General features: G+C 63.1%; 19 protein-coding genes and 2 pseudogenes. 9 read left to right on the top strand and 12 right to left on the bottom strand.

Going from position 1 to position 23,527, the window contains the following annotated elements; genetic code table 11:
* Positions 1 to 109: 109 nt before the first annotated feature.
* The 3 genes and pseudogenes from OG494_RS03870 to OG494_RS03860 all read right to left on the bottom strand — a co-directional run bounded on the left by OG494_RS03870 (position 110) and on the right by OG494_RS03860 (position 4,589).
* Positions 110 to 1,248, bottom strand: a pseudogene (locus OG494_RS03870) (IS701 family transposase).
* 126 nt (positions 1,249 to 1,374) lie between these two features.
* Positions 1,375 to 1,896, bottom strand: a complete 522-nt coding sequence (locus tag OG494_RS03865) for a hypothetical protein (protein ID WP_328452000.1) — start codon at positions 1,894 to 1,896, stop codon at positions 1,375 to 1,377.
* Between the two features lie 332 nt (positions 1,897 to 2,228).
* On the bottom strand, positions 2,229 to 4,589 hold the full coding sequence (locus OG494_RS03860; protein ID WP_328451998.1) for an SEL1-like repeat protein: 2,361 nt from the start codon (positions 4,587 to 4,589) through the stop codon (positions 2,229 to 2,231).
* Positions 4,590 to 4,895: 306 nt separating this feature from the next.
* On the opposite strand from OG494_RS03860, the gene OG494_RS03855 reads away from it, so the two are divergent.
* Complete coding sequence (locus OG494_RS03855; RefSeq protein WP_328451996.1) at positions 4,896 to 5,096, top strand: hypothetical protein; 201 nt, start codon at positions 4,896 to 4,898, stop codon at positions 5,094 to 5,096.
* 702 nt (positions 5,097 to 5,798) lie between these two features.
* On the top strand, positions 5,799 to 7,283 hold the full coding sequence (locus tag OG494_RS03850) for a recombinase family protein (RefSeq protein WP_328451994.1): 1,485 nt from the start codon (positions 5,799 to 5,801) through the stop codon (positions 7,281 to 7,283).
* 55 nt (positions 7,284 to 7,338) lie between these two features.
* On the opposite strand, the pseudogene OG494_RS03845 reads toward OG494_RS03850, so the two are convergent.
* Positions 7,339 to 8,217: pseudogene (locus OG494_RS03845) on the bottom strand (IS5 family transposase).
* A gap of 617 nt (positions 8,218 to 8,834) precedes the next feature.
* Between OG494_RS03845 and OG494_RS03840 the strand changes: the two are divergent.
* The 5 genes from OG494_RS03840 to OG494_RS03820 are packed head-to-tail and all read left to right on the top strand — an operon-like array spanning position 8,835 to position 13,118.
* The gene (locus tag OG494_RS03840) at positions 8,835 to 9,521 is read left to right on the top strand and encodes a hypothetical protein (RefSeq protein WP_328451993.1); all 687 of its coding nucleotides are present in this window, start codon (positions 8,835 to 8,837) and stop codon (positions 9,519 to 9,521) included.
* Between the two features lie 21 nt (positions 9,522 to 9,542).
* The gene (locus tag OG494_RS03835) at positions 9,543 to 10,304 is read left to right on the top strand and encodes a hypothetical protein (RefSeq protein ID WP_328451991.1); all 762 of its coding nucleotides are present in this window, start codon (positions 9,543 to 9,545) and stop codon (positions 10,302 to 10,304) included.
* A complete protein-coding gene (locus OG494_RS03830; protein ID WP_328451989.1) occupies positions 10,301 to 11,101 on the top strand; it encodes a hypothetical protein in 801 nt (266 codons plus the stop codon). Before OG494_RS03835 ends, OG494_RS03830 begins: the two co-directional genes overlap by 4 nt.
* Positions 11,098 to 12,081, top strand: coding sequence for an NAD(P)-dependent oxidoreductase (locus OG494_RS03825; protein ID WP_328451987.1), 984 nt, complete (start codon positions 11,098 to 11,100; stop codon positions 12,079 to 12,081). Before OG494_RS03830 ends, OG494_RS03825 begins: the two co-directional genes overlap by 4 nt.
* The gene (locus OG494_RS03820; RefSeq protein WP_328451985.1) at positions 12,078 to 13,118 is read left to right on the top strand and encodes a pyridoxal phosphate-dependent aminotransferase; all 1,041 of its coding nucleotides are present in this window, start codon (positions 12,078 to 12,080) and stop codon (positions 13,116 to 13,118) included. Before OG494_RS03825 ends, OG494_RS03820 begins: the two co-directional genes overlap by 4 nt.
* 55 nt (positions 13,119 to 13,173) lie before the next feature.
* Here the strand turns inward: OG494_RS03820 and OG494_RS03815 are convergent, their stop codons facing one another.
* The gene (locus tag OG494_RS03815; protein WP_328451983.1) at positions 13,174 to 13,845 is read right to left on the bottom strand and encodes a hypothetical protein; all 672 of its coding nucleotides are present in this window, start codon (positions 13,843 to 13,845) and stop codon (positions 13,174 to 13,176) included.
* A gap of 63 nt (positions 13,846 to 13,908) precedes the next feature.
* Here OG494_RS03815 and OG494_RS03810 point away from each other — a divergent pair, with 63 nt between their 5' ends.
* Positions 13,909 to 14,109, top strand: coding sequence for a hypothetical protein (locus tag OG494_RS03810; protein WP_328451981.1), 201 nt, complete (start codon positions 13,909 to 13,911; stop codon positions 14,107 to 14,109).
* 112 nt (positions 14,110 to 14,221) lie between these two features.
* On the opposite strand, the gene OG494_RS03805 is transcribed toward OG494_RS03810, so the two are convergent.
* The 5 genes from OG494_RS03805 to OG494_RS03785 form a co-directional block, all read right to left on the bottom strand.
* Complete coding sequence (locus OG494_RS03805) at positions 14,222 to 15,358, bottom strand: acyl-CoA dehydrogenase family protein (protein WP_328451979.1); 1,137 nt, start codon at positions 15,356 to 15,358, stop codon at positions 14,222 to 14,224.
* A complete protein-coding gene (locus OG494_RS03800) occupies positions 15,351 to 16,235 on the bottom strand; it encodes a class I SAM-dependent methyltransferase (RefSeq protein WP_328451977.1) in 885 nt (294 codons plus the stop codon). Before OG494_RS03800 ends, OG494_RS03805 begins: the two co-directional genes overlap by 8 nt.
* Positions 16,236 to 16,426: 191 nt before the next feature.
* Positions 16,427 to 16,954: a hypothetical protein gene (locus OG494_RS03795; RefSeq protein WP_328451975.1), complete on the bottom strand. Its 528-nt coding sequence runs from the start codon at positions 16,952 to 16,954 to the stop codon at positions 16,427 to 16,429.
* Positions 16,955 to 17,083: 129 nt separating this feature from the next.
* Positions 17,084 to 17,503 carry a hypothetical protein gene (locus tag OG494_RS03790; protein WP_328451973.1) on the bottom strand — a complete coding sequence of 140 codons (420 nt, stop codon included), beginning with the start codon at positions 17,501 to 17,503 and terminating at the stop codon, positions 17,084 to 17,086.
* Between the two features lie 1,324 nt (positions 17,504 to 18,827).
* The gene (locus tag OG494_RS03785; protein ID WP_328451971.1) at positions 18,828 to 19,028 is read right to left on the bottom strand and encodes a hypothetical protein; all 201 of its coding nucleotides are present in this window, start codon (positions 19,026 to 19,028) and stop codon (positions 18,828 to 18,830) included.
* 237 nt (positions 19,029 to 19,265) lie between these two features.
* Here OG494_RS03785 and OG494_RS03780 point away from each other — a divergent pair, with 237 nt between their 5' ends.
* Positions 19,266 to 21,638, top strand: a complete 2,373-nt coding sequence (locus OG494_RS03780; protein WP_328451969.1) for a hypothetical protein — start codon at positions 19,266 to 19,268, stop codon at positions 21,636 to 21,638.
* On the opposite strand, the gene OG494_RS03775 is transcribed toward OG494_RS03780, so the two are convergent.
* Positions 21,622 to 21,804: a hypothetical protein gene (locus OG494_RS03775; protein WP_328451967.1), complete on the bottom strand. Its 183-nt coding sequence runs from the start codon at positions 21,802 to 21,804 to the stop codon at positions 21,622 to 21,624. The genes OG494_RS03780 and OG494_RS03775 overlap by 17 nt on opposite strands.
* Before the next feature lie 793 nt (positions 21,805 to 22,597).
* Positions 22,598 to 23,299, bottom strand: a complete 702-nt coding sequence (locus OG494_RS03770; RefSeq protein ID WP_328451964.1) for a hypothetical protein — start codon at positions 23,297 to 23,299, stop codon at positions 22,598 to 22,600.
* Positions 23,300 to 23,527: the final 228 nt, after the last annotated feature.

Below are 23,527 nucleotides of genomic sequence, written 5' to 3'. Positions count from 1 at the left end.
TGTCGTCGGCGACGCCAGCGGGACCAGGCCCAAACGTGGTCGACAGCGTCGGTGACACGCAGGATCAGTTTGGTGAGCAGGCGCCTGATCTCCGGTAGCGTGAACCCGATCATGCCCGGCTCGGCGACACCGGTTCCCCTTTTATGACAAGGGATCGGGAGACCGCGAGCCAGGCGTGAGCGAGCATCGCGAGGGTGATGTGGGCATACCAGGCCCGCCAGGAACGGACCTGGTAGTGGTCGAGTCCGGCTTCGTTCTTAGCCTGCTGGAAACACTCCTCGATCCGCCACCGGGTGCCGGCGATCCAGGCCAGATCCAGCAACGTCGAGCGACGAGGTCCGTAGCAGACGTAGTAGGCGATCTCGGTCGGATCCGAGAGTGAACGGCGGGCGAGCAGCCAGTGCCCGCGCCCAGATCGCCAGCCGATCCGGATCGGCACCCGCGCCCAGTCGCACTCGCGGGGCCCCCGTGCGCCCCGGCCCCGACCGACAACCGCCGCCACGACCGAGCAGGCAGGCCGGCGATCAGCTCATCAGCCCGGGCTTCGCGACCACCGGTGGTGACCAGGGTGTCGTTGACCTTGGTGGCCAGCACATGCGCGGCGTCGTGGGCTTCCAGCCACAACCGCAGATACTTGACCTGCCCATAGGCCTCATCAGCAGTGACCCACGCGAACGGCACCTCCGTCGCGAACACCCGCGCCAGCATCGCCATCGCTTGGCGCGGCTTGGTCTCGAACTCCGTCCCCTCCGGGATCCCCGCCCGCCGGCACCGGTCCCGGTCGGCGATCCACGGCTCGGGCAGATACAACTCCCGATCGATCAGCGCATGCCCGCGAGCACCGGCATAGGCCAGGAACGTACCGATCTGACAGTTCTCGATCCGGCCCGCCGTTCCCGAGTACTGCCGCTGTACCCCGGCCGAGCGGGTGCCTTTCTTCAAGAACCCGGTGTCATCCACGATGAGTACGCCACCGGGCTCGCCGAGATGCTCGACCACCACGTAATCGCGAAGATCATCCCGGACCCCGTCGATGTTCCAGTCCGCCCAGCGCAGCAGCCGTTGCATCCCGTCCGGCGACACCTCGCCGGCCTGCTCGGCCAGCGTCCAGCCGTTCTTCCGCTCCAGACCCGCTACGAGCCCGGACACATACTCCCGTGCCCGGGCCCGCGGCTCTGATCGCACGAACCGACCCGCGATCCGCTCATGCACCCGGTCCAGCTGATCCATCACCACATCGACCACCACCCGGGTGATCTACCACGACACCGCTAACTGCCATTGCAGTACTAGCGCCTCGCCGAACAGGCAGCTCAGAAGCGCTAATCGGCACGGTAAGACCAAAATTGCCTTAGCGCGCTATGTGCTGCCTCATCAGAAAAGCTTCATTTTGAACAGTGTCATCGCCGCGACAGGCGCTGCCGCCTGGGTAAAAAAAACTGCAATTAACACCTTTCCGGACCGACCTCTCCAGGCTCTCCGCAATAGGCGACGATTCAACTTCTCAACTCGAACAATTGGATCGTCTGAAACGGAAACTTTTTCAATTTCGCGATACAGGCCAGCCAGTCGAGTCTTCAAGTACGTTGCAACTAGGCCATCAGTGCCTCTGCGTAGTGTCAACTCGGCTCGGAGGGCAACCAGCGCAAGTGGTGCCGCGTGACTCAAGGCGAGACGGATGACAAACAGCATTGCCAGCGGAATTGCTGAAGCAAGTATTAACAGAATCCCTTTTCCTTGTGCGACACCATAGCCAACAAGGAGTGCATCAAGTGCAATTAGAAAACCAACACCTTGTGCGAGCAATGTTGCCTGATGGCGGATAGTGTCGTAAGCCTGCTGCAATTCAAAACGCAGAAATTCTTCCGAAACCTTGCTCGCGTCCATTTTGCTCATGCGGCACTTCCTTCTTGTGAACCGGTAATTATGGCACGAGCCTGTCTCGATCTGCTGACCGACCGAGACCTTCCAGCCTTCGTGTCACTCGATGCCCGCGCATAGATCACCATCCCGCAACCGAGGGAGATCCTTACTGCAACGGCAGTTAGTGGCGTTGCAGTGAAGCGCCTTGGCGTTGGCCGATGTGGCGATTGATCGGCTGGGGCAGGTGCATGAGCGGATCGTCGGCTGGTCCGGTGCGGTAGGCGCCGCGTGCGGGCCAGCATCTGACACTTGGATCAACTAGCGTGTGCTACCTCGCTGCCAACGCGCTCCGTGCATGTAGCAGCTCAGCGGGAATCTGATCTCCAAGGTACGTCAGGGGTGGGTGAGCCGTCAGGATCCAGCCCGTTTGGCCACCACGACGTAACCGCGATGCTGGAAGCGAAACCGGCGTCGGCGACGCGCAGGGCGAAAGCTTCGGCACCCTCCCGGTCCGCGGCATCTTTCCAGAACCGCAACAGATTTTGCAGGGCGGCAGAATTGCCGGTATCGGCAACGCGCCAGGCGAGAGCTTCAGCTTCGTCCCGGTCCCCGGCCTCACCTCGCATGAGCGACAGATGCACCTCAGCGTCCTCGTTGCCGACGTCGTACGCCTGACGCATCAGGGCTTCAGCGCCATCTCGGTCCCCCGTTTCTTCCCGCATCAGGGCCAGCCATGTCAGAGCCTCTGGGTAGCCGGCATCAACGACCTGGCGGAGGAGTCGTTCGGCGCCTTCCTGGTCCCCGGCCCCCTTCCGTAGCCGCGCTACCTCCCAAATAGTAGGCGCGTCACCAGCGTCGGCGGCCTGCCAGGCGAGGGCTTCAGCGCCTACCCGGTCTCCAGCTTGCTCCCGCATCAGGGCCAACGCTCGCACAGCGAGCGGGTTGTCGGCATCGGCGGCTCGCCAGGCGAGAAATTCAGCATCCTCCCGGTCCCCTGCTTCCTCGCTCATCTGTGCTAGCCCTCCCAGGGCGATTGAGTCGCCGGCGTCGGCGGCCCGCTGAAGGAGACCTTTAGCGCCTTCCCGGTCTCCAGCTTGCTCCCGCATCAGGGCCAGCGACCGTAGTGCGAATACGTGGCCAGCGTCGGCGGCTCGTTGGAGGAGACCTTCAGCGCCGTCCCGGTCCCCAGCCGCCTCGCGCACCCGCACTAAGTTTTCCAGAGTGAAGCTGAAGCCACGGTCGGCGTCACGCCGGGCGAGGGCTTCAGCGCCTTCCCGGTCCCCGGCCTCCTCTCGCATCTGCGCCAGGTCATGCAGAGAGAACCCGGCGTCGGCGTCGGCAGCCTGACGAAGGAGGGCTTCAGCCCCTTCCCGATCCCCAGCTTGCTCCCGCATCTGCGCCATTTGTGCCAAAGCCTTGGGGTGGCCAGCGTGGGAAGCTCGGTGCCAAAGGTGGTATGCCCACTGCAGGCGGCACCTCATGTACGCGGCTTCGGCGAGGGTGTTGAGGTCATCGGCATCCGTGAGATGAGTGTAGACGGCATGCCAGAAGGAGACGGGCGGGCATACTCGGCGGCGATTGGTGCGGCCGTATTGCTCGAGGAAGTCAGCTAGACGAAAGGCCGACCCCGCTACCACGCCAGGTATGGTGGCCGGTACCGGCGTGCCTGGAGGACGCCGAGGAGGGCGGGCTGTAGTGCGGCGCAAGGGTGCTTGTTTGCCGTGGACGGGGCGAGCGAGGTCGGCGAAGGCGGCCTCAGCCCAGTCGTCGGTGCGCTGGTCGCAGTCCTGGTCCTTGAAGTAGTCTGCGCTGGCCTCGAAGAGGAACGCTTGCCGCAAGTGGAGCCCGACACCGAGGCGGCGGGCATCCATCGCGGCCTCTAGCAAGGCTCTCACCGGCGCAGTGCCCTGTTCGTAGCGGCGTAGGAGCTCGGGGGCGCCTGCGAGGTCCTGGGCAAGACGGCCGTGGACGCGGGCTCGGGTGAGCGTGTCCGCCATGACCTGGTCGCCGCTCTGTGCGAGGTAGGCAGCCTGGTCGAGCTCTTCCCGGCTGAAGACGTCAGGTACGGTCACGGTGCGACCGCTCAGAAGCTCACGAACCCTGCTATGCGGGTCAGGCTTACGGGAGTCGGGCAACCTTGCATACGTATCGGCGTAATCGCGCCACAGGGTGCCTAGGACGAGGACCGGCCGGCGGTCGAGGCGGGTGAGGAGAGTGTGGAGTGCGGCCGCGATCCGCTCGCCGTACTGGGGGTGGCCAAGGTAGTGCTGGGCCTCATTGAGCCACACTACGGTGCGAGGCGCGACACGGTCGAGATCGGCGAGCGAGGCTTCGGCCCGGGTCGGATCGTGCGGGTGCCACAGCCGCCACCCCAGGTCTGCCAGCGGTTGGACCGCTTCCCAACACGCCCTCGTCTTGCCGGTCAACGACGATCCGACCAGCACCAGCATCCGACTGTGACCCGCCGCGGCCTGACCCACGACCTCGGTCACGACCTCGTCGTGGGCACGACGCACGTAGCCGGGCAACTTCCGCCGTGACCGGGCACCGGAGCCGGCCGAAACGGAGAAGGTCCCTGCCGGATGAACCTCCAGGTCGTGAGGATCCCATTGCCCGATCGGCTGGCCCAGCCCGTCCTCCCCGGCAGGAATAGGGCCGTCTTCGTCTGCCGCGACACGGCGCAGCTCAAGCAATTCGTTGGCTGGAAGGTCGAGCTTGCTGGCCAAGGCAGCGACCGTCGCGGCAGACGGAGGAAGCCCGTCGTGCCGGAACGCCTCATGGACGGTGGTTCGGCTCAATCCCGGTCGCGCGACGAGCTGGGCCTTTGTCAGCCCTGAGCGGGCGAGCCCGTCGTCCAATCGCCTGTGCAGCTCGGTGAGTGCCGCCTCACGCTTCTCACGTCTTCCGACCACACAACCACCAATCCCTGCGTGTTCAACAACGTCCATTTTCGTCCGGTCGGACCACGGCGAACACTGTTTTCGAGATCCTCGGACACGTCAACATCCCACACGCTCATCGGGGAGATCGCCATGACCCGCATTGCCATCGTCCTGCTTGCCGCCGCCGTGGTTGTCATCCTCGCGCTCCTGGCCGCCGCCGCCGCGGGCTCGCTTACACGTCTCGACGGCGCCACCTACCCTGTGGCCCTCATGCGCGCTGCCGCCACGTTCGCCGCTGTCATGACCCTTGCCGCCGCTATCGTCTCAGCACTCATCCGGATTCTGCCCTGAGTTCCCGTACAGGCTCATGGCGCGCTGTGCTCGGGACCAATGTCCCAGCCCGCCCAACGCAGCAACCGTCCGAGCACACCTCGCTGACTCGCTCGGCCAGCTTTGAAACGTTCTTCCGCTCCTGGGCCGCGACCAGGCCAAATACACACTCCAGCGCCCGCGGTTGCCAGCAAGCCGCTCACGTGCGCGGTCCAGCTGGTCCATTACGACGTCGACCACCACAAAGTGGTCCACCGCCGCAGCAACTGCCGTTGCTGTACTAAGTCAGTATCGCCCTAAAGCTCCACGCAGGACGCCACCGACCGTCTCACCGTCGCCGACGTTCACCCACCTCGCTCCCACCCACTAGTCAGCAACACCTGAGCCCCAAGATACCTCCACATTCACGATTCAGGTAATTGAAGAGCGATCGCGATCCGCGACTCAGCGGCCCAGCGGCGCGGTAATCCGGAACAATCAATCTCGCCCTCCAGAAAGAAGCCACAATCCATATCTATGCACTCGACGAATGACCCTGATCACGATCGATAGACTCTGACGTCACCAGCGTCGACTGAACTTCGGCGCTGATATCAACACCGCTAGGCCATTCAGCCGGGAAGTACACCTCGGAAGGGTTACACGTCTCGCATTCCACGGGTTGCTGACGCACGCTGGAGACGTGATGAAACACATCGTCCGTACCGTCCAAGCGGCGTAGCCATGAGTACTTGTCCTGACCCCTGGGCCGAACTCGACGCCCTGTGGGGAAGCACCCGCAGCTCGGACGAAAGCTGCCTCATCCGGCGGTTCGCATTCTATGGCAGATGCTCAACCGAAGACCAACAGGACCCCGTAACCTCCCGTAGCTGGCAGCTGCGAAACGCATCCCGGTTCGTCGAGCCCCTCGGCGGCCAAGTAGTCGAGGAGTACTTCGACATCGGCCACTCCCGGTCCGTACCGTGGCACCACCGCCCCGAGTCCAAGCGCCTCCTAGAGATGCTGAAGTCCAGTTCGCGCCAGTGGACAGCTGTAGTCGTCGGCGAAGGCACGCGTTGCTGGTTCGGCAACCAATTCTCCCTCATCGCACCCCGCATGGCCGCCTACGACGTAGAACTCTGGGTTCCCGAGCTTGGCGGGAGCTATCAGCCTCGCAACCCCTCGCACACCATGCTGATGAGCCTCCTCGGAGGCATCAGCGAGTCCGAACGGCAGCATGTCCAGGCTCGCGTGCGGGCCTCCATGGACGCCCAAGTCATCAACGAAGGCCGGCACGAAGGCGGACGCGCACCCTACGGCTACATCGTCGTCGACGGCGGACCACACCCCCACCCGCGCAAAGCTGCCGAAGGGCTTCAGCTCCGCGTACTCCACATCGACGACGGGGCTGCAGACGTGGTGCGTCGCATCTACAACGAGTACCTCCGCGGGTTCGGTGACCAGGCCATCGCCGCCGGGCTCAACCGTGACTGCATCCCCTGCCCGTCCGCCCGCCATCCGGAGCAGAACACACACCGCCGCGGCGACGGCTGGCTGGGAAGCACCGTCCGGTCAATTCTGCAGAACCCGCGCTACACCGGTTACGCCATCTTCGGCAGATGGACCAAGACCGAAGTCCTTCTCGACCCCGACGACGTCTCAGCTGGTCACACTGTCCGCTTCCGGCGAGCATCACCCGACCGAGTGGTCCGCTCCCGAACAACGGCACACCCTTCAATCGTCACCGTCCAACAGTTTACGCAAGTCCAACTCTGCCGACGTGCGAAGATTCTTTCCGGACGCAGCATGGTCGAGCGAGGCGGACGCCGAACCCGCCACATCTACCTATTTCAGGGACTCATTAGATGCCACGCATGCGACCACAAGATGGCAAGTTCAACGACCGGTCCGCACCGCTACTACCGCTGTATTCGGGGCAGACTTTCCAAGCCAGTTCCGCATCTTTACTCAGTCTCAGTAAGGGAGGATAAGGTGCAGAAAGCTGTGAGCGAGTGGCTCACGGACCTCGGCACCGTGGTTCCAGCACTCAGCGGTACGGGATCTGAACCTATCACCGCCGGGGCAGTCCGCGGAAGCAACGACGAACTGGCAGCGCTGTGCCGCAACCTGCAGCTCATGATCGTTTACAATTACTGCACCGCCAGTTTGAATATGTCCGTCCAGCCACCGGGAGCCGCTAAGCGGTTGCACCATTGTATCCAGCTGTGAACACGGAGACCCAGCCTGGGGACGTCTGGCTTACGCGCGGCGCTAGGGCCTGTCCTCAAAGCCAGAGGAGCAGCGTGGCCGGGTCAATCATCCCTCGGTAGGAGATAGCGGTCTTGTCGAAGCACGTAGCGATGGCACGGAACTGCTTGAAGCGGTTGAAACACCGTTCCACGACGTTGCGGCGTCGGTAGGCGACACGGTCGAAGGCCGGCGGGCGCCCACGAGCCCGGCCGCGGCGCAGCCGATTGGCCTGCTGGTCACGGCGCTCCGGAATCGTCGCCGGGATGTGCCGTCGACGCAGGTAGGAGCGGATGGCGCGACTCGAGTAGCCCTTGTCCGCCAGCACCCGGCTCGGCCGGGTCGGCGAACGTCCGGGACCCGGCCGGCGGAACTCGATGCTCGCCATGACCTGGGTGAACATCGTGCAGTCGTTGACGTCCCCGCCGGTCAGCACCACCGACAACGGCAGCCCATGACCATCGCAGGCCAGGTGGATCTTGGTCGTGGTCCGCCGCGAGACCGACCGATGGCATGATCACCTGGCTCGCTCTGCCCGCCGCAGAATCCGCTCGCCCCCTGTGTGAGACGCCGGGACACGGCGAGCACCGGCAGCGTGCTGATGGGCTCGCACGATGCTGGAATCGACCGACACTTCCCGGTCCAGTTCGTCGATTGCCGCAGCGATCACCTGCACCTGCGTCACCAGCGCGGACAGGGTGCCGGTGCGTGACCAGCGCCAGAACCGGTTGTAGACGGTCTTCCACGGCCCATAGCGCTGCGGAAGGTCCCGCCAGGTCACCCCGGTCTTGGCTTTGAACAACATCCCATTGATGACCCGCCGGTCATCCACCCGCGGACGCCCCTTCGCCCCCGACACCGGCAGCAACGGCTCGATGAACTGCCACTGCTCATCGGTCAGCTCATGCCTTCGCACCACAACCGGAGATCAAAGCAGATCACCAGCACCCACTTTGAGGACAGGCCCCAGCGGCCGGGCTCGGCGCGGCAGCACGGCCAACTGGCGTGACTCGGTACGCGAACTCCAGCCGAATCGCTCGCGCCTTGTGGAGCTCGACCGAGCGGGTGCACGACGCCCTCGACAGGCCGGGCCGCGTAGTGCTCCGCTCGGCAGGGCAGCGACTCGCGGCCGTCCAGCAGTGCATGGCCATCACCCGCCGGCCGTGGCCAGGGATATGCCGATCGATCGAGGAAGCAGCTCGCGGCCGAGCGCGTCTTGAACCTGGTGGTCGCGAGCCTCGTGAACAGTACGAGCTTCGCCGCGATGATCGACTTTGGGCATCCAGCATTCAGCGGCGGCAGGGGCGTAACGCGGAGGCGGCGTGTGGCGACTATGCGCTCGTAGCAGCACAACAGATCAGCCAACCCCGGACACCAACGGGTCGCATGGCGTGTCGGGCAAAGAAGTCGTCTTGACGGGAGCCTCGCCGCTTGTGGTGCAACCCGCTGCACCAGTACTCAGTTGAGCGGAAGTCACAGCGACGGCTAATGGATGGGGGCATTGTGAATGCCGAGTCGTCCAATCTAAGCGGCGTGGACGCCCACTTTCTTGACGGCGGCGGCCGAGGGCCGTCGCACGAGGAGCTGGTCGGGATGTTGACCAGTGAACTGCATCGAAGTCAGGGTGGCAATGGCTACGTTGCATTGCGCGTGAGTGCCGCCGAAAGATCTATAGCCCAGTTCCGGACTGCGCAAATCGCCCTCGTCCAAGCGATCTGGGAGGAGATGCTCCGACGTCAATTGACGCATCACAGTCGAAAAGATGTGCGCCTGAACATGTTCGAGGCGAACGACGGGAGCCTTCCAAAGGAGATCGTAGGTGATGTCAGCACATTCAAGAGACTTCATTTCGATCCTTATTCAATCTTCTTCGCCCATCTGTACGAGCCGCCTAAAAATCTGACAGGAGGAAGAATATCTCTCGTTGACGTTCACGGCTATCTCGGCCGCAACGGACTGAATCTGCTCGATGTTTTTGAACCGCTTCATCTTCCAGGACACAATGGACGGCTCGTCGCACGTCGCGAGCACCGGTTGAGGATGCTTGAAGAGCATGCCCACCATGTCGACCCGCCGGCGGAGGGCGAGCTCCTGCTGGTCATCGTACGCAACGATCCCATCGTCGGAGTTGCACATGAAATCGAAAAGATTCGACCGCTAAGCTCGACTGAGCCGATCGCACGACGCTTCTTCAGGACGAGCATGGCACCTCATCACTGATAATTTCTCGAGGAGCCTAACATGACCGTGCACCTGCCTGATGAAGACCGCCTGTCCGAATTGGTGAAGCTAATGCCATCGCCTGACGTGGCGGTACGTTGGCAACAATACGTACAAAGACACCTCCCGAAATTCAAGCATCTCCTCGGCGAACTGCCGGTCCCGTCAGGCCCCGGCTCCATGAGCATTGCTGAGGCGTTCTGGCTCTATCGCCTTGTCGCGGAACTGCAACCATCGGCTATCATCGATAGCGGCTCGGCCACCGGCTGGTCTGCTTGGATCATGGCTGCCGGAGCATCGAGCGCTCGCATACTCTGCTTTGACCCGTATCAACCGCCCGACTGCCTGCCGAATCAGGCGGAGTTCTTCAGGTCTGACTGGACCAAGTTGGCCGGCGAGCTGGGCCCGGACACGTTCGCTCTATTCGATGATCATGTCAACCAAAGACGCAGGGTGCTGCAGGCGCAACGATCCGGCTTGGTCAATGTTGTGTTCCACGACGTTTATCGACAGCTGACAAAAAGTACCGTTTCGCTGGCATTTACCGATCTTGTCGGCCGGGCAGAACTCATCCACACCTTCGAACCGCTGTGGCATGTTGATTCGATCTTTTGCGACACGATCTCCAATTCTCAGATGTATCGGTACCTAACATGGCTCCAGCTTTCGCCACATCCAGGCTTGGGGATGCGCGCCCGTTGGGTCGCAGCGTCCCAGAGGCGGGCAATTCGTAATCCGGCAGCGGATCAGAGGTCGCGATTGAATTGGAGGGCGCGAGGGTGAATCAGCTCCATTACCCCAAGCCGGGCAAAGCGATGATGGCGGCCCGCAGGGCCGCTTTCGATACGCCGAACCGGCCGCAGGATTTCGATCACGAACTTTTCAGATCACAGGAAATATTCGTGGCGTCCTCCGACCTACATGGAGAACGCCGGTCCTTACTGGTGAACCGCATCGTCGACAATCTCTCGACCGGGCCCGAGGGGCGCGGCATCGGCTACTGTCTACTGCGCGGTTTCTCATATTTCATGTCGATTGAAGAGACTCGAGCTGCTAGCATTGTATTGCTCAACGCCGCATGGAAACGTTTTCGCTCACGGAGCCCGAGGATCTCGCCGAGTCGCGATTTCCGCATTCTTGAGTCAATCACGCACGATGGTGCGATACCTACTGAGCTTTTCGGCTCTCGGTGGTCGTTTAAGCCGCCCCATGCGGACTGCAACAGCGTGCTTTTCGCACACGTGTACGGGCCAACTCTCGGCTTTGACGGTGGCGACGTGCTTCTGATCGACGCGCTGGCATACGCAGCAAGCCGGAATCTCGATTTCGGCGACGTCTGCCAGTGGTCGAGCGACGCCGGGGACAAGAAGCCAGTCCTGCGTGCAGCCCACGTGCAACCCGCCCTCGATGGATACGGCCGGCGCCTAGGCCGACTTGGACCCGATGAGATGCTGTTCGTGAACAACGGTTGCGACGGCGTCTTTCACGGCGCGTCGGAAGTTGTCGTGCGCGATGACAACGACTTCGTTCGTGTGCTGCATCGCTGCGTGGCAATGGAACGGGGGTCGGAAGCTTCATGACTGCGAACAATATCGTATTTCTTGACGCCGGTACTCTGAGCGAAAGAGCCAACCTTAATCCCCTGGCACGACTGGGCAGCTTGACGGTCCATCAGTCCACAAGCCGCGCGGAAATTCTAGACCGCGTCAAAGATGCCCGCGTAGTCCTCACCAACAAGGTCCCACTCGACGCTGTCACCCTTAACGCAACCGAGGAACTTGAACTTGTCGTGGTCACAGCATCGGTAGCCGACCGGATCGACCTCGACGAAGCGTCCCGCAAGGGGATCGTCGTCCGCACGATCCAGGGTTATGCCACCAACAGCGTGGCACAGTTCACGCTCGGCCTGATGCTCAACCTCACGTGTCGACTGCCTTATTATTCGGATTTTGTCGCAGCGGGACTCTACTCGGCGCAGGACTGCTTCAGTCATATCGGTGCCGGTTTTACCGAAATAGCAGGGAAGCGGGTCGGAATAATCGGACTCGGAAGCATCGGAGTACGAGTAGCCGAGTTGGCTCAAGCATTCGGGGCGGAGGTCGTATACTTCTCGACGACCGGGAGGAACGAAAACTCGAGATTCAAGCGGGCAACTCTTCAATCCCTACTGACAACGTCAGACTTTGTAACAATACACGCACCCAGAACCGCTTATACGGAAAACCTAATAGACGGCAAGGCACTTATCCTGATGAAAAGGAGCGCATTCCTAATAAACATGGGCAGGGGTGGAATCGTAAATGAACACGCATTGATGGCGGCGGTATCCGGCGGTGTCATAGCGGGCGCGGCGTTGGATGTGTTTGAATCCGAGCCATTGGATTCAAGGAGCTCGTTGCTGGCGCAACCCCTGCCGGCAAACCTGATCCTGACTCCGCACTGCGCCTGGGGTGGCGACGGTGCTCAGGCCGAGCTCGTGCACGCCGTATTCCGCATAATTTCCGAGCATAAACGCAAACGGGAGCTCGGCGCCGCCGACGAGACGGGAGTCTTACAATGAGCGAGCACAGCTACGACCCCGAGAACCGTGGACTAAAATTCCACCGCGAGCTTCGCCTGGTTCGCGCCTCCGCCGAAGCATCACCCGACGGGTGGATCAGGTTGAACGCCAATGAATGCGCGTTCTTGCCTTCTCCGCTCGTGGTTGAGTCGATAGCTGGCGCGAGTAACAGTGTCAATCGTTATCCTGATCCACTGGGAGAGCCGCTGCGGTCACAATTGGCCGAGTATCACCAGGTGGCGGTCGATCAGATCCTTCTGTCACATGGTGCGGATGGAATCCTCGCCGCTTGCTTCCGGGCATTCTGCAATCCCGGCTGCCTCGTTGCAATGCTCGATCCAACCTATCCTTTTCTTTACAACCTCGCCGAGATTTCATCAGCACAGGTGCTACTGAGCCGAACTCCAGAGGAGTTACTAGATTGCGCCCACTCATCGGGCGCGCATTTAACCGTCTTAGTGAACCCCAACAATCCGACAGGAACATGGCTAGAGCCTGAACAATTGGTAGATCGGGTCCCGGGCGCAGGAGTGTTAATCCTAGACGAGGCATATGCGTCATTCGCACCCAGGAGTGCAATTACCCTTCTGGGCGATCGGTCCGACCTTCTGGTCGTGCGTAGCTTTTCGAAGTCATATGGCCTCGCTGGAGTACGGCTCGGATATGCTGTCGGTAGCCAGTCACTCATCGGTCGGCTGTCGGCAGCGCAGGATCCATATCCAGTCAGCTCATTATCCGTCGCCGCAGGTTTGGCTGTGCTCCGCGACGAGAAATACTATGCGGGCTGCATCGGCACTGTACGAGCGGAAAGGGAGCGACTTACTCTTGGTCTGCGTGAGTTAGGCTGGGAAGTCGATCAGTCGTATGCGAACTTCGTATTCGGCACGCCACCTGCGGGTACGCTGAGTGATTGCGTAGACCTGCTAGGTCGTGAACGGGTGCACGTCCGGACTTTCGCGCATGCGGCACATGGCCTACGTATCTCGGTCGGGCTTCCGGAGGAAAACAGCGCTGTCCTTCGAGCCCTTCGACGTTAAGTATGAACATCTGGTCGGCGACCACTTCGAGCTGGCTGGACGAATCAGCGCAGAGTCAAATACAGATTCGACGGAAGGCTTTCGCGGCGAGGCCATGCGTGCGCGGGACACCGTGAGCAGTGCGCGCCATTGCAGCGATCAGTAGCGAGTTCACCCGGTCTCTTAGGTTTCGGCGACGCGGCGCCGACAACAGGCGCCCCCCGACCGCCCACCGGAGAGAGTTCGAGAGGGCGCTGTGCCGCGCGGCTACCGCCACGAAGTCGGTATCGAGGTTGCCAAGCCTGACCAGTACGTTCACGTCGCACCGAACCCGGTAGTCATAACGCTGCGTACGCTGCACCTTCTCCACTAGCAGGAGGAGTTGATGGGTATCGCTCGGGACAAGCACACTTGTATCTTGTGCAGAGGGAAGGGCTACAACTTGAGCGGCGTCAAATAGGTTGGGGAGCACGACAGGCTTCATCCAGCCGTCCGCTCTCGTGATGGCGCCGGCCGACACGTCGACGTGCATCCGGTGCCCGTCTATGTTGGGTGCATCCAAGGTCCAGTCATGGAACGGAACATCACGGTACGAGCCGGATCTGACATCGGTCGTGGCGAAGCCCAAATCATTGAGTATTCCAACCAGCTTATTGCCACTCGCGGGATTGGCGACTACCAGATCGATGTCATGGGAAAATCTCTCGCGATATTCAGGATGCGCCAGAGATATTCCTTGGCCGAACATGACAAGGAAACCGCGAGGGACCGATTTCGCTAGCGTAGATATCACACCCCGCTGAATCATTCGGTGGCGATCGAGAAGCTGCCCGATCTGCTTGAGGGGAATTCGATCAGAAGCATCCCCTCGAAGACTCGGAACAACCGTGCTCGTACTGCAACCTTCCCAGAGACTCTTTACAACGGTAACGGCGTCGAGGTCGATTCCTGCAATCTGGAGCTGCCACAGGAGGTGAGTGAGTATTCTATGATTGAGGAAGCTCGCGACTAGTTTGTCACTGACACCTGAGTCTAGCAGACGGTTTTTGTCTCGGATCAGGATCGGCGCTAGGTTTTCGCTTCCCGCCCTCGCTGCCACTTGATGAAGAAGGCCCAATGACGAGTCAGACTCGACGATGTTCCGGAATGACACCGAGCCACACCTTTCCTGCGTTCTCGACAGCTTCGCCATTGACCGCGCGATGCCCCCGAAGTGCCTGCGCATCGCGTCTTGCCCTGCTGAGCGGATGCTCACGCTTGATCGACAACGTACCGGTAAGCTCGCACATCTGGTCGATGACGCGAACAGACTGCGTGGCCGCGAGCGAGTTCGCGGCCAGAAGGCGAACTCTTTGCGCGGTCGTGAGGGAGCCGTCGCGCTGCGCTTCGATCCACATAGATCCCAATTCGCGTTCGAGGAGGGCAACGCACGCGGTCCACATCGATTCCGCAGCGATCATTTGGCGCTGCGCCGTTGGATCGTGCGCTAACGACTTTCCGTCGGCTCCGGACGTCTTTATGTGCAAAAAATTTGCAGCCTCATCTATCGCGCGACGCGCTGCGCCGAGTTCTGTCGCGGCGACTGAGCACGCGATCGGCCAGTTCCCGTTTCCAAGCAGGCAACCGTATGGACCAGAGTTCTGTTCGACCGCAGAGAAAGGTCGCAGTACCCAGGCTTCGTCGATGTGCTGCTCGGGAATAACAGTGGAACCACTGTCGCTGCCCCGTAGCCCGGTCGGGTCCCAGTCGTCCAGGATCCGAGCGTTTGCCGCAGGAACCCAAACCAGCCGGATCTCGGGCGGCGAGCTTCCGGCGAAGGTGGCCAGGCCACCGATCCACGTCGCACCATGCGCGCCAGTATTGAAGGTCCAGTGACCGCTAAGGGTCAGACCTGACGGCTGCCGACGTAAGACGCCCATGCCACTCACGGACGAGGCGGACGCCGCGCGGGGATCCTGAAGAACCTCGCGAGCCCAATCGGTGTCGCCTCCTGCAGCGATGTAGCCGAGTTCGACCGCACCTTGAGTTACGACCCATCCGAATGACGCCTCGTGGCGGGCAAGTTCCACACCGCACCGGAACCAGTCGAGAGGGGCAGCTCCACGGCCGCCCATGTCTGCCGGAACCAGGGTTCGGAATAGCCCGGACTCCACTGCCGTAACGTGAAGATCGTTCGGTATGCGGCAGTCCCGGTCAAGGTCTTCCCAACGGCGTTCGGCCTGTTCGCCCAGGTGAGTCGCGGCTTGAAGAAGATCAGTCATGGCGGCGGATCACCGACCAGATCCAGAGGTGGGGAACTCCAAGCAGTGCGGCGAGCGCGGCATCGGGGAAGTACCCAGCGATAGGGTGTGCTCTCGCTGCCGCTGCATCCATCCGTGGCTCGTGACAGGACTCCACTGCGAATCCGCTTTCGGTGAAGCCTTGGATCCATTCGGAGGCCTGGCGATAGTAGTTTCGGATGAAGCGGCGACGCGCGAGCCCACCGACGCCGTAGAAACCCTGCCCGCCGGCATACGCCGCGCGCCCATGCGGATCGGAGACGATCAGGTGCCCACCCGGCCGCAGCACTCTGGCCAGCTCCCGGAGGGCGGGACCGAGGTCAGGAAAGTGGCACAAGGCCAACGAGCAGACTGCGGCATCGACCGAGTCCGATGAGATCGGGAGTGTCTCGATGTCTGCTTGCACGAACGGTGTTCGCGGGGCTGAGGTTGTCGCGTGTCGCAGCATTGCTTCAGTGCGATCGATCCCGATGGCGCGAAAGCCGCGCGCCGTCAACCAGACAGCGTGTCGGCCGGTACCACATCCCGCATCGAGAATCGCCGATCCGGGTCTGATCCGTTTAAGGAGCAGGGAACGCACAGTCGACTCCTCGGCCTGGATCATCGCGTTCGGCTGGTCATAGCTGTCGGCCCACTCGGAGTAGCCGTCATTGACACTAACCTCGACCGGTGACTCGTCTGGAGCACTGCTCGCTTGGTCGAGCACGCGTACTGCAGCGACGAGATCGGAAAATCTCGCCGCTTGTTCTTCTCCGCCTTCGTACCAATCGCGTAGTAGCGAGGCGCCGATCATGCCTAGCACGTAGCTTCGCTGCGGCTGCGATAGTGTTGCCAGTTGCCTCGCGACCTCCTGCTGCATCGTGCTCCTTTGGTTGCACGGACTGACGATTGCGCTGATTCACAGTGGCCAACGTTATCGGCGGGTCCAGGGCTGCAATTTCGGCTCCTCCGCCGGTTCCACTGCGCCAAGCCGACCGATCAGCTGCCGATCCGTCGCTGACGGAATATCTTTATTGCAGGCTTAAATATATTTGAGGCCTACGGTCTAGATCAATCATTGAAGTTCAGCTCGGTCCGCGCGGCAAGTCCGAATCGGTCACGCGGTTTGTGGAGGTGTCGCCATAGCGGCCGTCCATCGGGGGTACCCTCCCAGAACGACGTGTCCAACGCGTCTACAAACTCTTTTAAGGGATCTTGAAGCCGGTTCGACGCGACGATTGCGAGGCGGTGATTGCGAAGCCATAACCGGTGGATGACCTCAGGGGGGCGATCTTCTTGATGACTGGCGACACGATCAACCTCCTGTGCTGCCTCCAGAAACTCTTCAATCGCTTGGCGACGTGCTTCACGACGCTGAGCTTCTGACGCGAGGCGCTCGCGCCTCGCGGCGCGACTAGCCAAACTGTTGCTTAGGACGGTGCTGACTGAGCCGATCACGGTACCTAAGAGTGTCCCGAGGACTGCTAGCCACGTCACATCATGCCAGTCGGTCAGCGTCGCGGCGCTGTTACGGAGCAGTCGCTTGAGAGTCGCCAACGCGCCCTCAAACTGCGGCGCCGAGCCTGTGGTCGAACGCAAGCACAAACCTCGAGCGTGTTGATCATTTCCGCCAGCGAGACACGTAGCAAGGTCAGCGCGCGCAGCTACCTCAGTTTTATCTACCAACGACGGGAGAGTATTTGCGGGATCGATCTCAGCGCAGTCCGCTCACCACCTGGCAGCTGCCAGGCTGCGTGCGTCCCGCCTGCCGGAGGAGGTCTCGGGCACGACGGGGTGATGCAGCACCTCGTACAGGGCTCTGGTCTTGCCCGAGGTCGAGTCGCTGACCAGCACTGCGATCCCCGATCGAGGATCTTCCGCTGCCAAGGCTACGGCGGCCAGGTCACGGAGGAGACGGTCGTGCTCGCGGGGTATGTAGTCCGGCAGAGGGCCCATGTCACCCGCCCTCGGAGGAAGCGTTTGCCGGACCTCGAGGTCTGCTGCCGGGGTGTCGATGATCAGCCGGCCGGGTGGAACGTACCTGACAGCGAGTTTCCATAGCCGCCTGATCTCCTCAACACGAGGATTGCCCCTCACCCGGACGACAACACCCGGTACCTCGCTCGGGTACAGCAGCGCTGCAGTCACCGCGATCACATTGTGGGGGCTATTCGGCACATCTCTCGACGTCAAGATCTTGTGCACGGTGTCTGCGGACGGCGTGGCCGTCGGGTCGCCAACGGGGGTCACCGTCGGCCAACTCGCGGATGCGGTTGCGGATCCGCAACACCGACGGGGCACCTGCCGACAAGTACAGGCCGAATAACACGTCCTTGAAGTCCTTGAGGGGGCCTGGAGGCAGCGCCGGCCGTGTGATCAATCGCTTCCGGTCGAAGCCCTCGTCCGCACTCATCCGACAAGCATCTCAGCCCTCTCAAGCCTGCCCAAGTCGCGAATCCGGCTCAGGCCAGCACTAACGCTGCCTCTGCGCGCACCGGCTCGCAACACGGCCCGTCTGGACTGGTACTGCGCCATCGCCACGCCCCACACGCTGGACGCAGCCGGCTCACCAACCAGTTCCTCGAACCACTGGGAGACCTATGCCAGCCACGCCTGACCACCAACCTTGCCGCAGCCGCCGGACCCGACTCGTGCTGCTCGCCGCTGCCGTCCGCGGCACCTGCGCCGTAGTCGCCCGCGCTCTGGTCGACTGGCTGCTCGACCTGTTCTGACCCCGTTTACCGGCCGCGGTTGGCGTGGAGGTCAAGGCTCAGACCTTGGCCGTCACGCCGATCGCGCTCGCCGCTTCTGTCGAGTCCGCGCCGAGGCTCGATGTGGCCAACGTTGCTGGTAGAGACTCTGGGTGTCATCGTCGCCACCTCTCCCTACAGCCGACGTCGCTTGATCCGCTGAGAGATGAGATCTGTCGCGGGGTGGGTCGGCCGGGGTGGGCGAAGCTCGCGGGAACGGTGCGGCCATCGTCCGTAGTAGTGTCGGACGTACTCGGCGAGCACGGCGTGCAGATGCCGCGCGTTGAAGATCAACATACGGTCGGTGAGCTCGATTGTGGCTCGCGGTGGGCGTCAACGGTGGACCCCGCACGTCACGCCGTCCGGCGGTCAGGTCCGGCGCCTCCACGCTTGCCTCCAAGATCAATTTCGCCTACCGGCAGTCGCGAATAGGTCATCTCCAGCGGAGCCGACAGGAGGTCACGCTCAGGTCGGGCCAAGTTGGTTGTCGAAAACGTCAGGCTGGACCAGATTCAGTGTCGTGTGGACCAGGTTCATGGTCGCCTAACAGCGTGTCAAGCGACAGCCGGGCTGACCGAAGGCAAGTCGTTGACCAGCCGCAAGACAGATAGTCTGACGCGCCCGGCGGATAAACGCGTCAAACTATCTGGCCTTTTTCGGTGAACCCGCCACGCGTTCATGCGGGTGGGCGCCGGCGACCAGCGACGCAGGTTCGACCCGCGTTACAGAAGTCCGGCTTGATGCAGGCGGATCGACGCGGCAAGCGCGCCGCTACTACCGAGGATTGCCCCAAGGAGGATCTTGAGCAGGGTCAGCGCCAGCAGGGCGCGCTGGTGGTCGGTGTTCGTGAGCGCCACCGCTGCGGCAGCGCCAGCGGCGGTGAGCAGCACCAGCGCAAAGAGGGTGATCAACGACGTCCACATGATCGTGTCCTGTCCTTCAGGGTTGCGAGCCCGGCCTGCCCGTGCCCAGGAACACCCGATCAGCCGGGGACGGGGTCCGGCACGTGCTCCGTACTGACCCGGACGACGGGTTCGACTAGCCGGCACGCTATGGCGGCCTGGCCAGGGAGGATGCGGCGTTTCTATGAGCTGGGTACGGTGTCCGGTGCTGTCCGGCGACTTTTCTCCGGACGGCGAAACGGGATGCAGGGGGTGGGCATGGATCCGACGGAGATCGGCACGCTCCCCCAGCTAGCTGGTGCCCTCGACCAGCTACGCCGTGTCCGGTCGCTGTCACTGCAGGCGCTGGCCGATGCCGCCAAGAAGCTGCCGACGCTAGGCGCGCGGAGACCGGCTCTGCCGCGGTCCACCGCCAGTGACCTGCTCAACGCCAAGTCCGTGCCCGAGGCCGAGACGTTGGTGACGTTCCTGGCCGTCTGCGGCATCCGCGAGGAGGAGGCGCAGCGACCGTGGTTGCAGGCTCTGGACCGGGTGACAAACCAGCACCACCGTTGTCCGCCGGGAGCGGTACGGGTCCGGGACGCGCAGCCGCGGATGCTGGGGGTGCATGCCGCGATCCAGACCACCCGGCCGCCCGAGGACGCGCAATCCGGACCGGATGGGGGTGAGCTGCCGCCGTACGTGTCGCGGGACTTCGACGCCGACTTGCGCACTAAGCTCACTCGGGCACAGCACCAGGGCGGGTTCGTGCTGCTGGTCGGCGACTCCTCCGTCGGAAAGACGCGCGCACTGTTCGAGGCGGTGAAGGCGGTGCTGCCGGACTGGTGGCTGCTGCACCCCAACGACGCGGAGGCACTGCGGAAGTTCGCCGGGCATCCGACCGGGCGGACGGTGGTGTGGCTGGACGAGCTGCAGGACTACCTCGACTTCGCCGGGGGCGTGTCGGCCGGCCAGGTCCGCGAGCTGATCGTGGCTGGGGTGGTGCTGGTGGCGACGTGCTGGCCCGGCGAGCACAACAAGCGCGCTGCACTCCCCGAAGACGGCCAGCCGGATCCGTACGCCAACGACCGGCGACTGCTCGGCCTGGCCGACGTGCTGCACGTGCCCACGGCGTTCAGCACCCACGAGCGGCGCCGCGCCGAGGACCTCGCCAGCACTGATCACCGTATCCGGGTCGCGCTTGACACCCCCGACGCCGGCTTCACCCAGGTCATGGCCGCAGGCCCAGGACTGATCCGCCACTGGACACATGCACCCGCCTACGCCAAAGCGGTCATCACCGCCGCACTCGACGCCCGCCGCGTCGGCGCCCACGCCCCCCTCACCCACGACTACCTCGCCGACGCCGCACCCAGCTACCTCAACGAGCGGGAAGTCGCCACCGCACCCCCGGACTGGCTCGAACACGCCCTGGACTACGCCACCAGACTGCTGCACGGCGCCACCGCCGCCCTCACCCCCGTCGCTGCAGGCATGGGAACCATCGCTGGCTACCAGGTCGCCGACTACCTGCACCAACACGCCTTACAACTTCGCCGTCGCGAGCACCTTCCCGATGCCGCCTGGCACGCCCTGATTCGCCACCACCATCCCGACGACACTGCACGCATATCGGACAACGCCGAACGCCGTGGCCGCGAACACGAAACCGTGACCCTGTACCAACAGCTAATCGACGACGGCGACGACCATGCCGCCATCCAGTTGGCTCGACTCCTGGCCGATGACGGACAAGCCGAAGCCGCCATCCCGCTGCTACGCACCCCCGCCGACAATGACACTCTCCACGCCGCCTACTGGTTGGCTGATCTGCTGGCCAAACATGGACACACCGCGGAGCTATGCGCCCGCGCCGACAACGGCGACGATTCGTCCGCCTACAAGTTGGCTGAGCTGTGGGCCACACGAGCGTCCACTGAGGAACTGCGCACCCGCGCTGACAACGGCGACGGACCCGCCGCCATCCGGTTGGCTCGAGTGCTGGCCGAACAAGGATGCACCACGGAGCTACGTACCCGCGCTGACAACGGCGACGACCACGCTGCCATCCGGTTGGCTCGAGTGCTGGCCGAGCAAGGACAAGTCGAGGCCGCCATCCTGCTGCTACGCACCCCCGCCCGCCGCTACACCTACGGCGCCTTCTTATTGGGCGATCTACTCGCCAGACAGGGACACATAGCGGAGCTACGCACCCGCGCCGACAACGGCGACGACCACGCCGCCATCCGGTTGGCCGAGCTATTGGCCGACCAAGGAGACAGCGCAGAGCTGCGCACTCGCGCCGACAACGGCGACGACATCGCCGCCGACCAGTTGGCTCAGCTGCTGGCCGAACAAGGACACGAAGCGGAGCTACGCAGCCGCGCCGACAACGGCGACAACCACGCCGCCATCCGGTTGGCCGAGCTATTGGCCGCGCAAGGTCAAGTCGAGGCCGCCATCTCGCTGCTGCGTACCTGGGCAGACAGCGGCGTCGCATACGCCGCTCGTCGGCTGGCCGACCTGCTGGCCGAACACGAACTGGTAGAGGAGTTGGAGCGGGAAGTCGCGGCGGGAACGATTGGCGCCGTGGCGGCTCTGCGCCACGTACGTCCACATGCCGCGAATGGACGGGTCACCGACAACGGTTGATGACGTTGGCCACGCGCCAAAACCCGGACTCGACGTGCGGCTTGTCGGTCGGGTTGCGCTTGCGTGCCGGCTGCAGCGTGATGCCTAGCTTCGCGCAGGCCGCGGTGAACGCCGCCGGGACGAACACCCGGCCGTGCTCGACCACGATCGTCTCCGGGACGATCACCGGCCCGCCCCGCCGCATCCCGAGCCCGCCGCATGCGTGGACTAGCGACCGCGTCCGACGTCGGTATCCACCGAACAAGACCGGCTGTTGTTGCGCCTTGGCCAACCCACCAGCCGCACGGGCACCTCCAGCCGACGCAACCGCCCCGCCAGGCTCAACGCCGCCCGTAGACTGATCAAACCCCTTCCCGCCCGGCCCTCAACAGCCGTTGACGGGCGCCACGCACACTCGAAACACTACGACAAACGGAGGCGGGACCTGCCCAGCCCGGCCAGCGGGTCCGGTCACGCCGACCGCGCCACGCTGCCCTCGTTGATCGACCGGTACGGCGCCCGCCAGTGGTTGCCCCGCTCGACCAGGCAGTCTCGCTCAGCTACGACCGGTCATACCGTGGTGTCATTGAGCGACTCAGGACCGATCTGATCCCGCCCCAGGGTGACAACACGCCACCGATCCTTCTTGACCAGCTCCTCAGCCACTTCTGTCCATCCCGGAGGGCACGGTGAATCGACAGGAACGCACTGGCCGTCGGATCCTTGTAGATCGAACTCGATCTTGGCGCCCGTGAGGTTGAGCTTCCGGTTACGAGTTATCCGCTGAACGCGCCCAAGCCACCATCAATGAATTCTTCTCTCGTTTGCTCCCGCAGGGCACGTGACAGCCAAATCCGCATCGGCGGGGACTACATCTCGATCATCCCTACAGGCGCGGGGACACCGGCGCCGTCCGCAGCTTCCTCGCGCTCGCGGCGCATACAACGTTCATGACGCCGAGACATCTGTATCGCATGAGCTCACGGATGGCCTGCCGGGCCTACCGGCGCGTTCATCCGTCGAACCACCGCCACGAGACTCCGCGAGGTCGCCGCGCCAATCCGAAGCTGCTTCCGCAGCGTCTCCGCGGAGATCGGCCGCCGATGCTGCCGCCAGTAGTCGGCGTCCGCAAGACGAGCCCGCTCGACAAGATCCTCGTCGAGATCAGCGCTCCGGCCAGGTGCTGCGGCAGCCTGCTGTCGGCTGGGCAGCACGCTCTTAGACTCGGTCATCTTCTGCTCGACGTGAACGCACAACTGGTCGGCCCCACTCTCAGCGTCAGAGGCATTGAGCGCGCGAAGAAGGCCAGGTCCCGCCTCGGCCCACCCGATCAGCAGCAGCGGACCGACGGCATCGAAGGCCGCCTTACCCCATTGACCAGCACAAACCGGGTCGGCGACGTTCAGAAGTAGCGTGACCACGCTCGCCGCCATGAGCAGCCGTCGCGCCGGGCGCAGTGTCTCCTCGCTGGCCCCGGACAGCGCCAGGTGTCGCGTCCCGACCAGCAGGCCCAGCACAGTCAAGTCGACAGCCGGGGCCACCAGCGGCGCCACGAACACCGGCACCTGCAACTTAAACGCCAGATTCAGCACGTTCCCGAACCCGAACAGGAAGGTGAGCCCGATGACCAACCCCATCGTAATCGTCACGAACCGGGCAACGGCCGGCGAGCTGCCGCTCATGCCGGGTTCCCGCCCGGCTCGGGGAGCTCGACACTCGCCTCGATCGTCAAGATGCCGACGTAAGGCCGCTGATCAGACCCGTTCCCATCCTCTGGCAGTCCTGCCGAAGACTCGAACCTGAGCATCGCGTTCAACGCACGCTCCCCCGCGGCCGACGCTCCATCACCAGCCGTACATCGACCCGGATCAGCAGCCCGTCGGGTAGGACGATTGGTGTGATTGCCGCCG

Origin of the sequence: Amycolatopsis sp. NBC_00438 (genome assembly GCF_036026695.1) — a bacterium.
GTDB lineage: Bacteria > Actinomycetota > Actinomycetes > Mycobacteriales > Pseudonocardiaceae > Amycolatopsis.
This window is presented reverse-complemented; position numbering and strand designations above follow the sequence as displayed.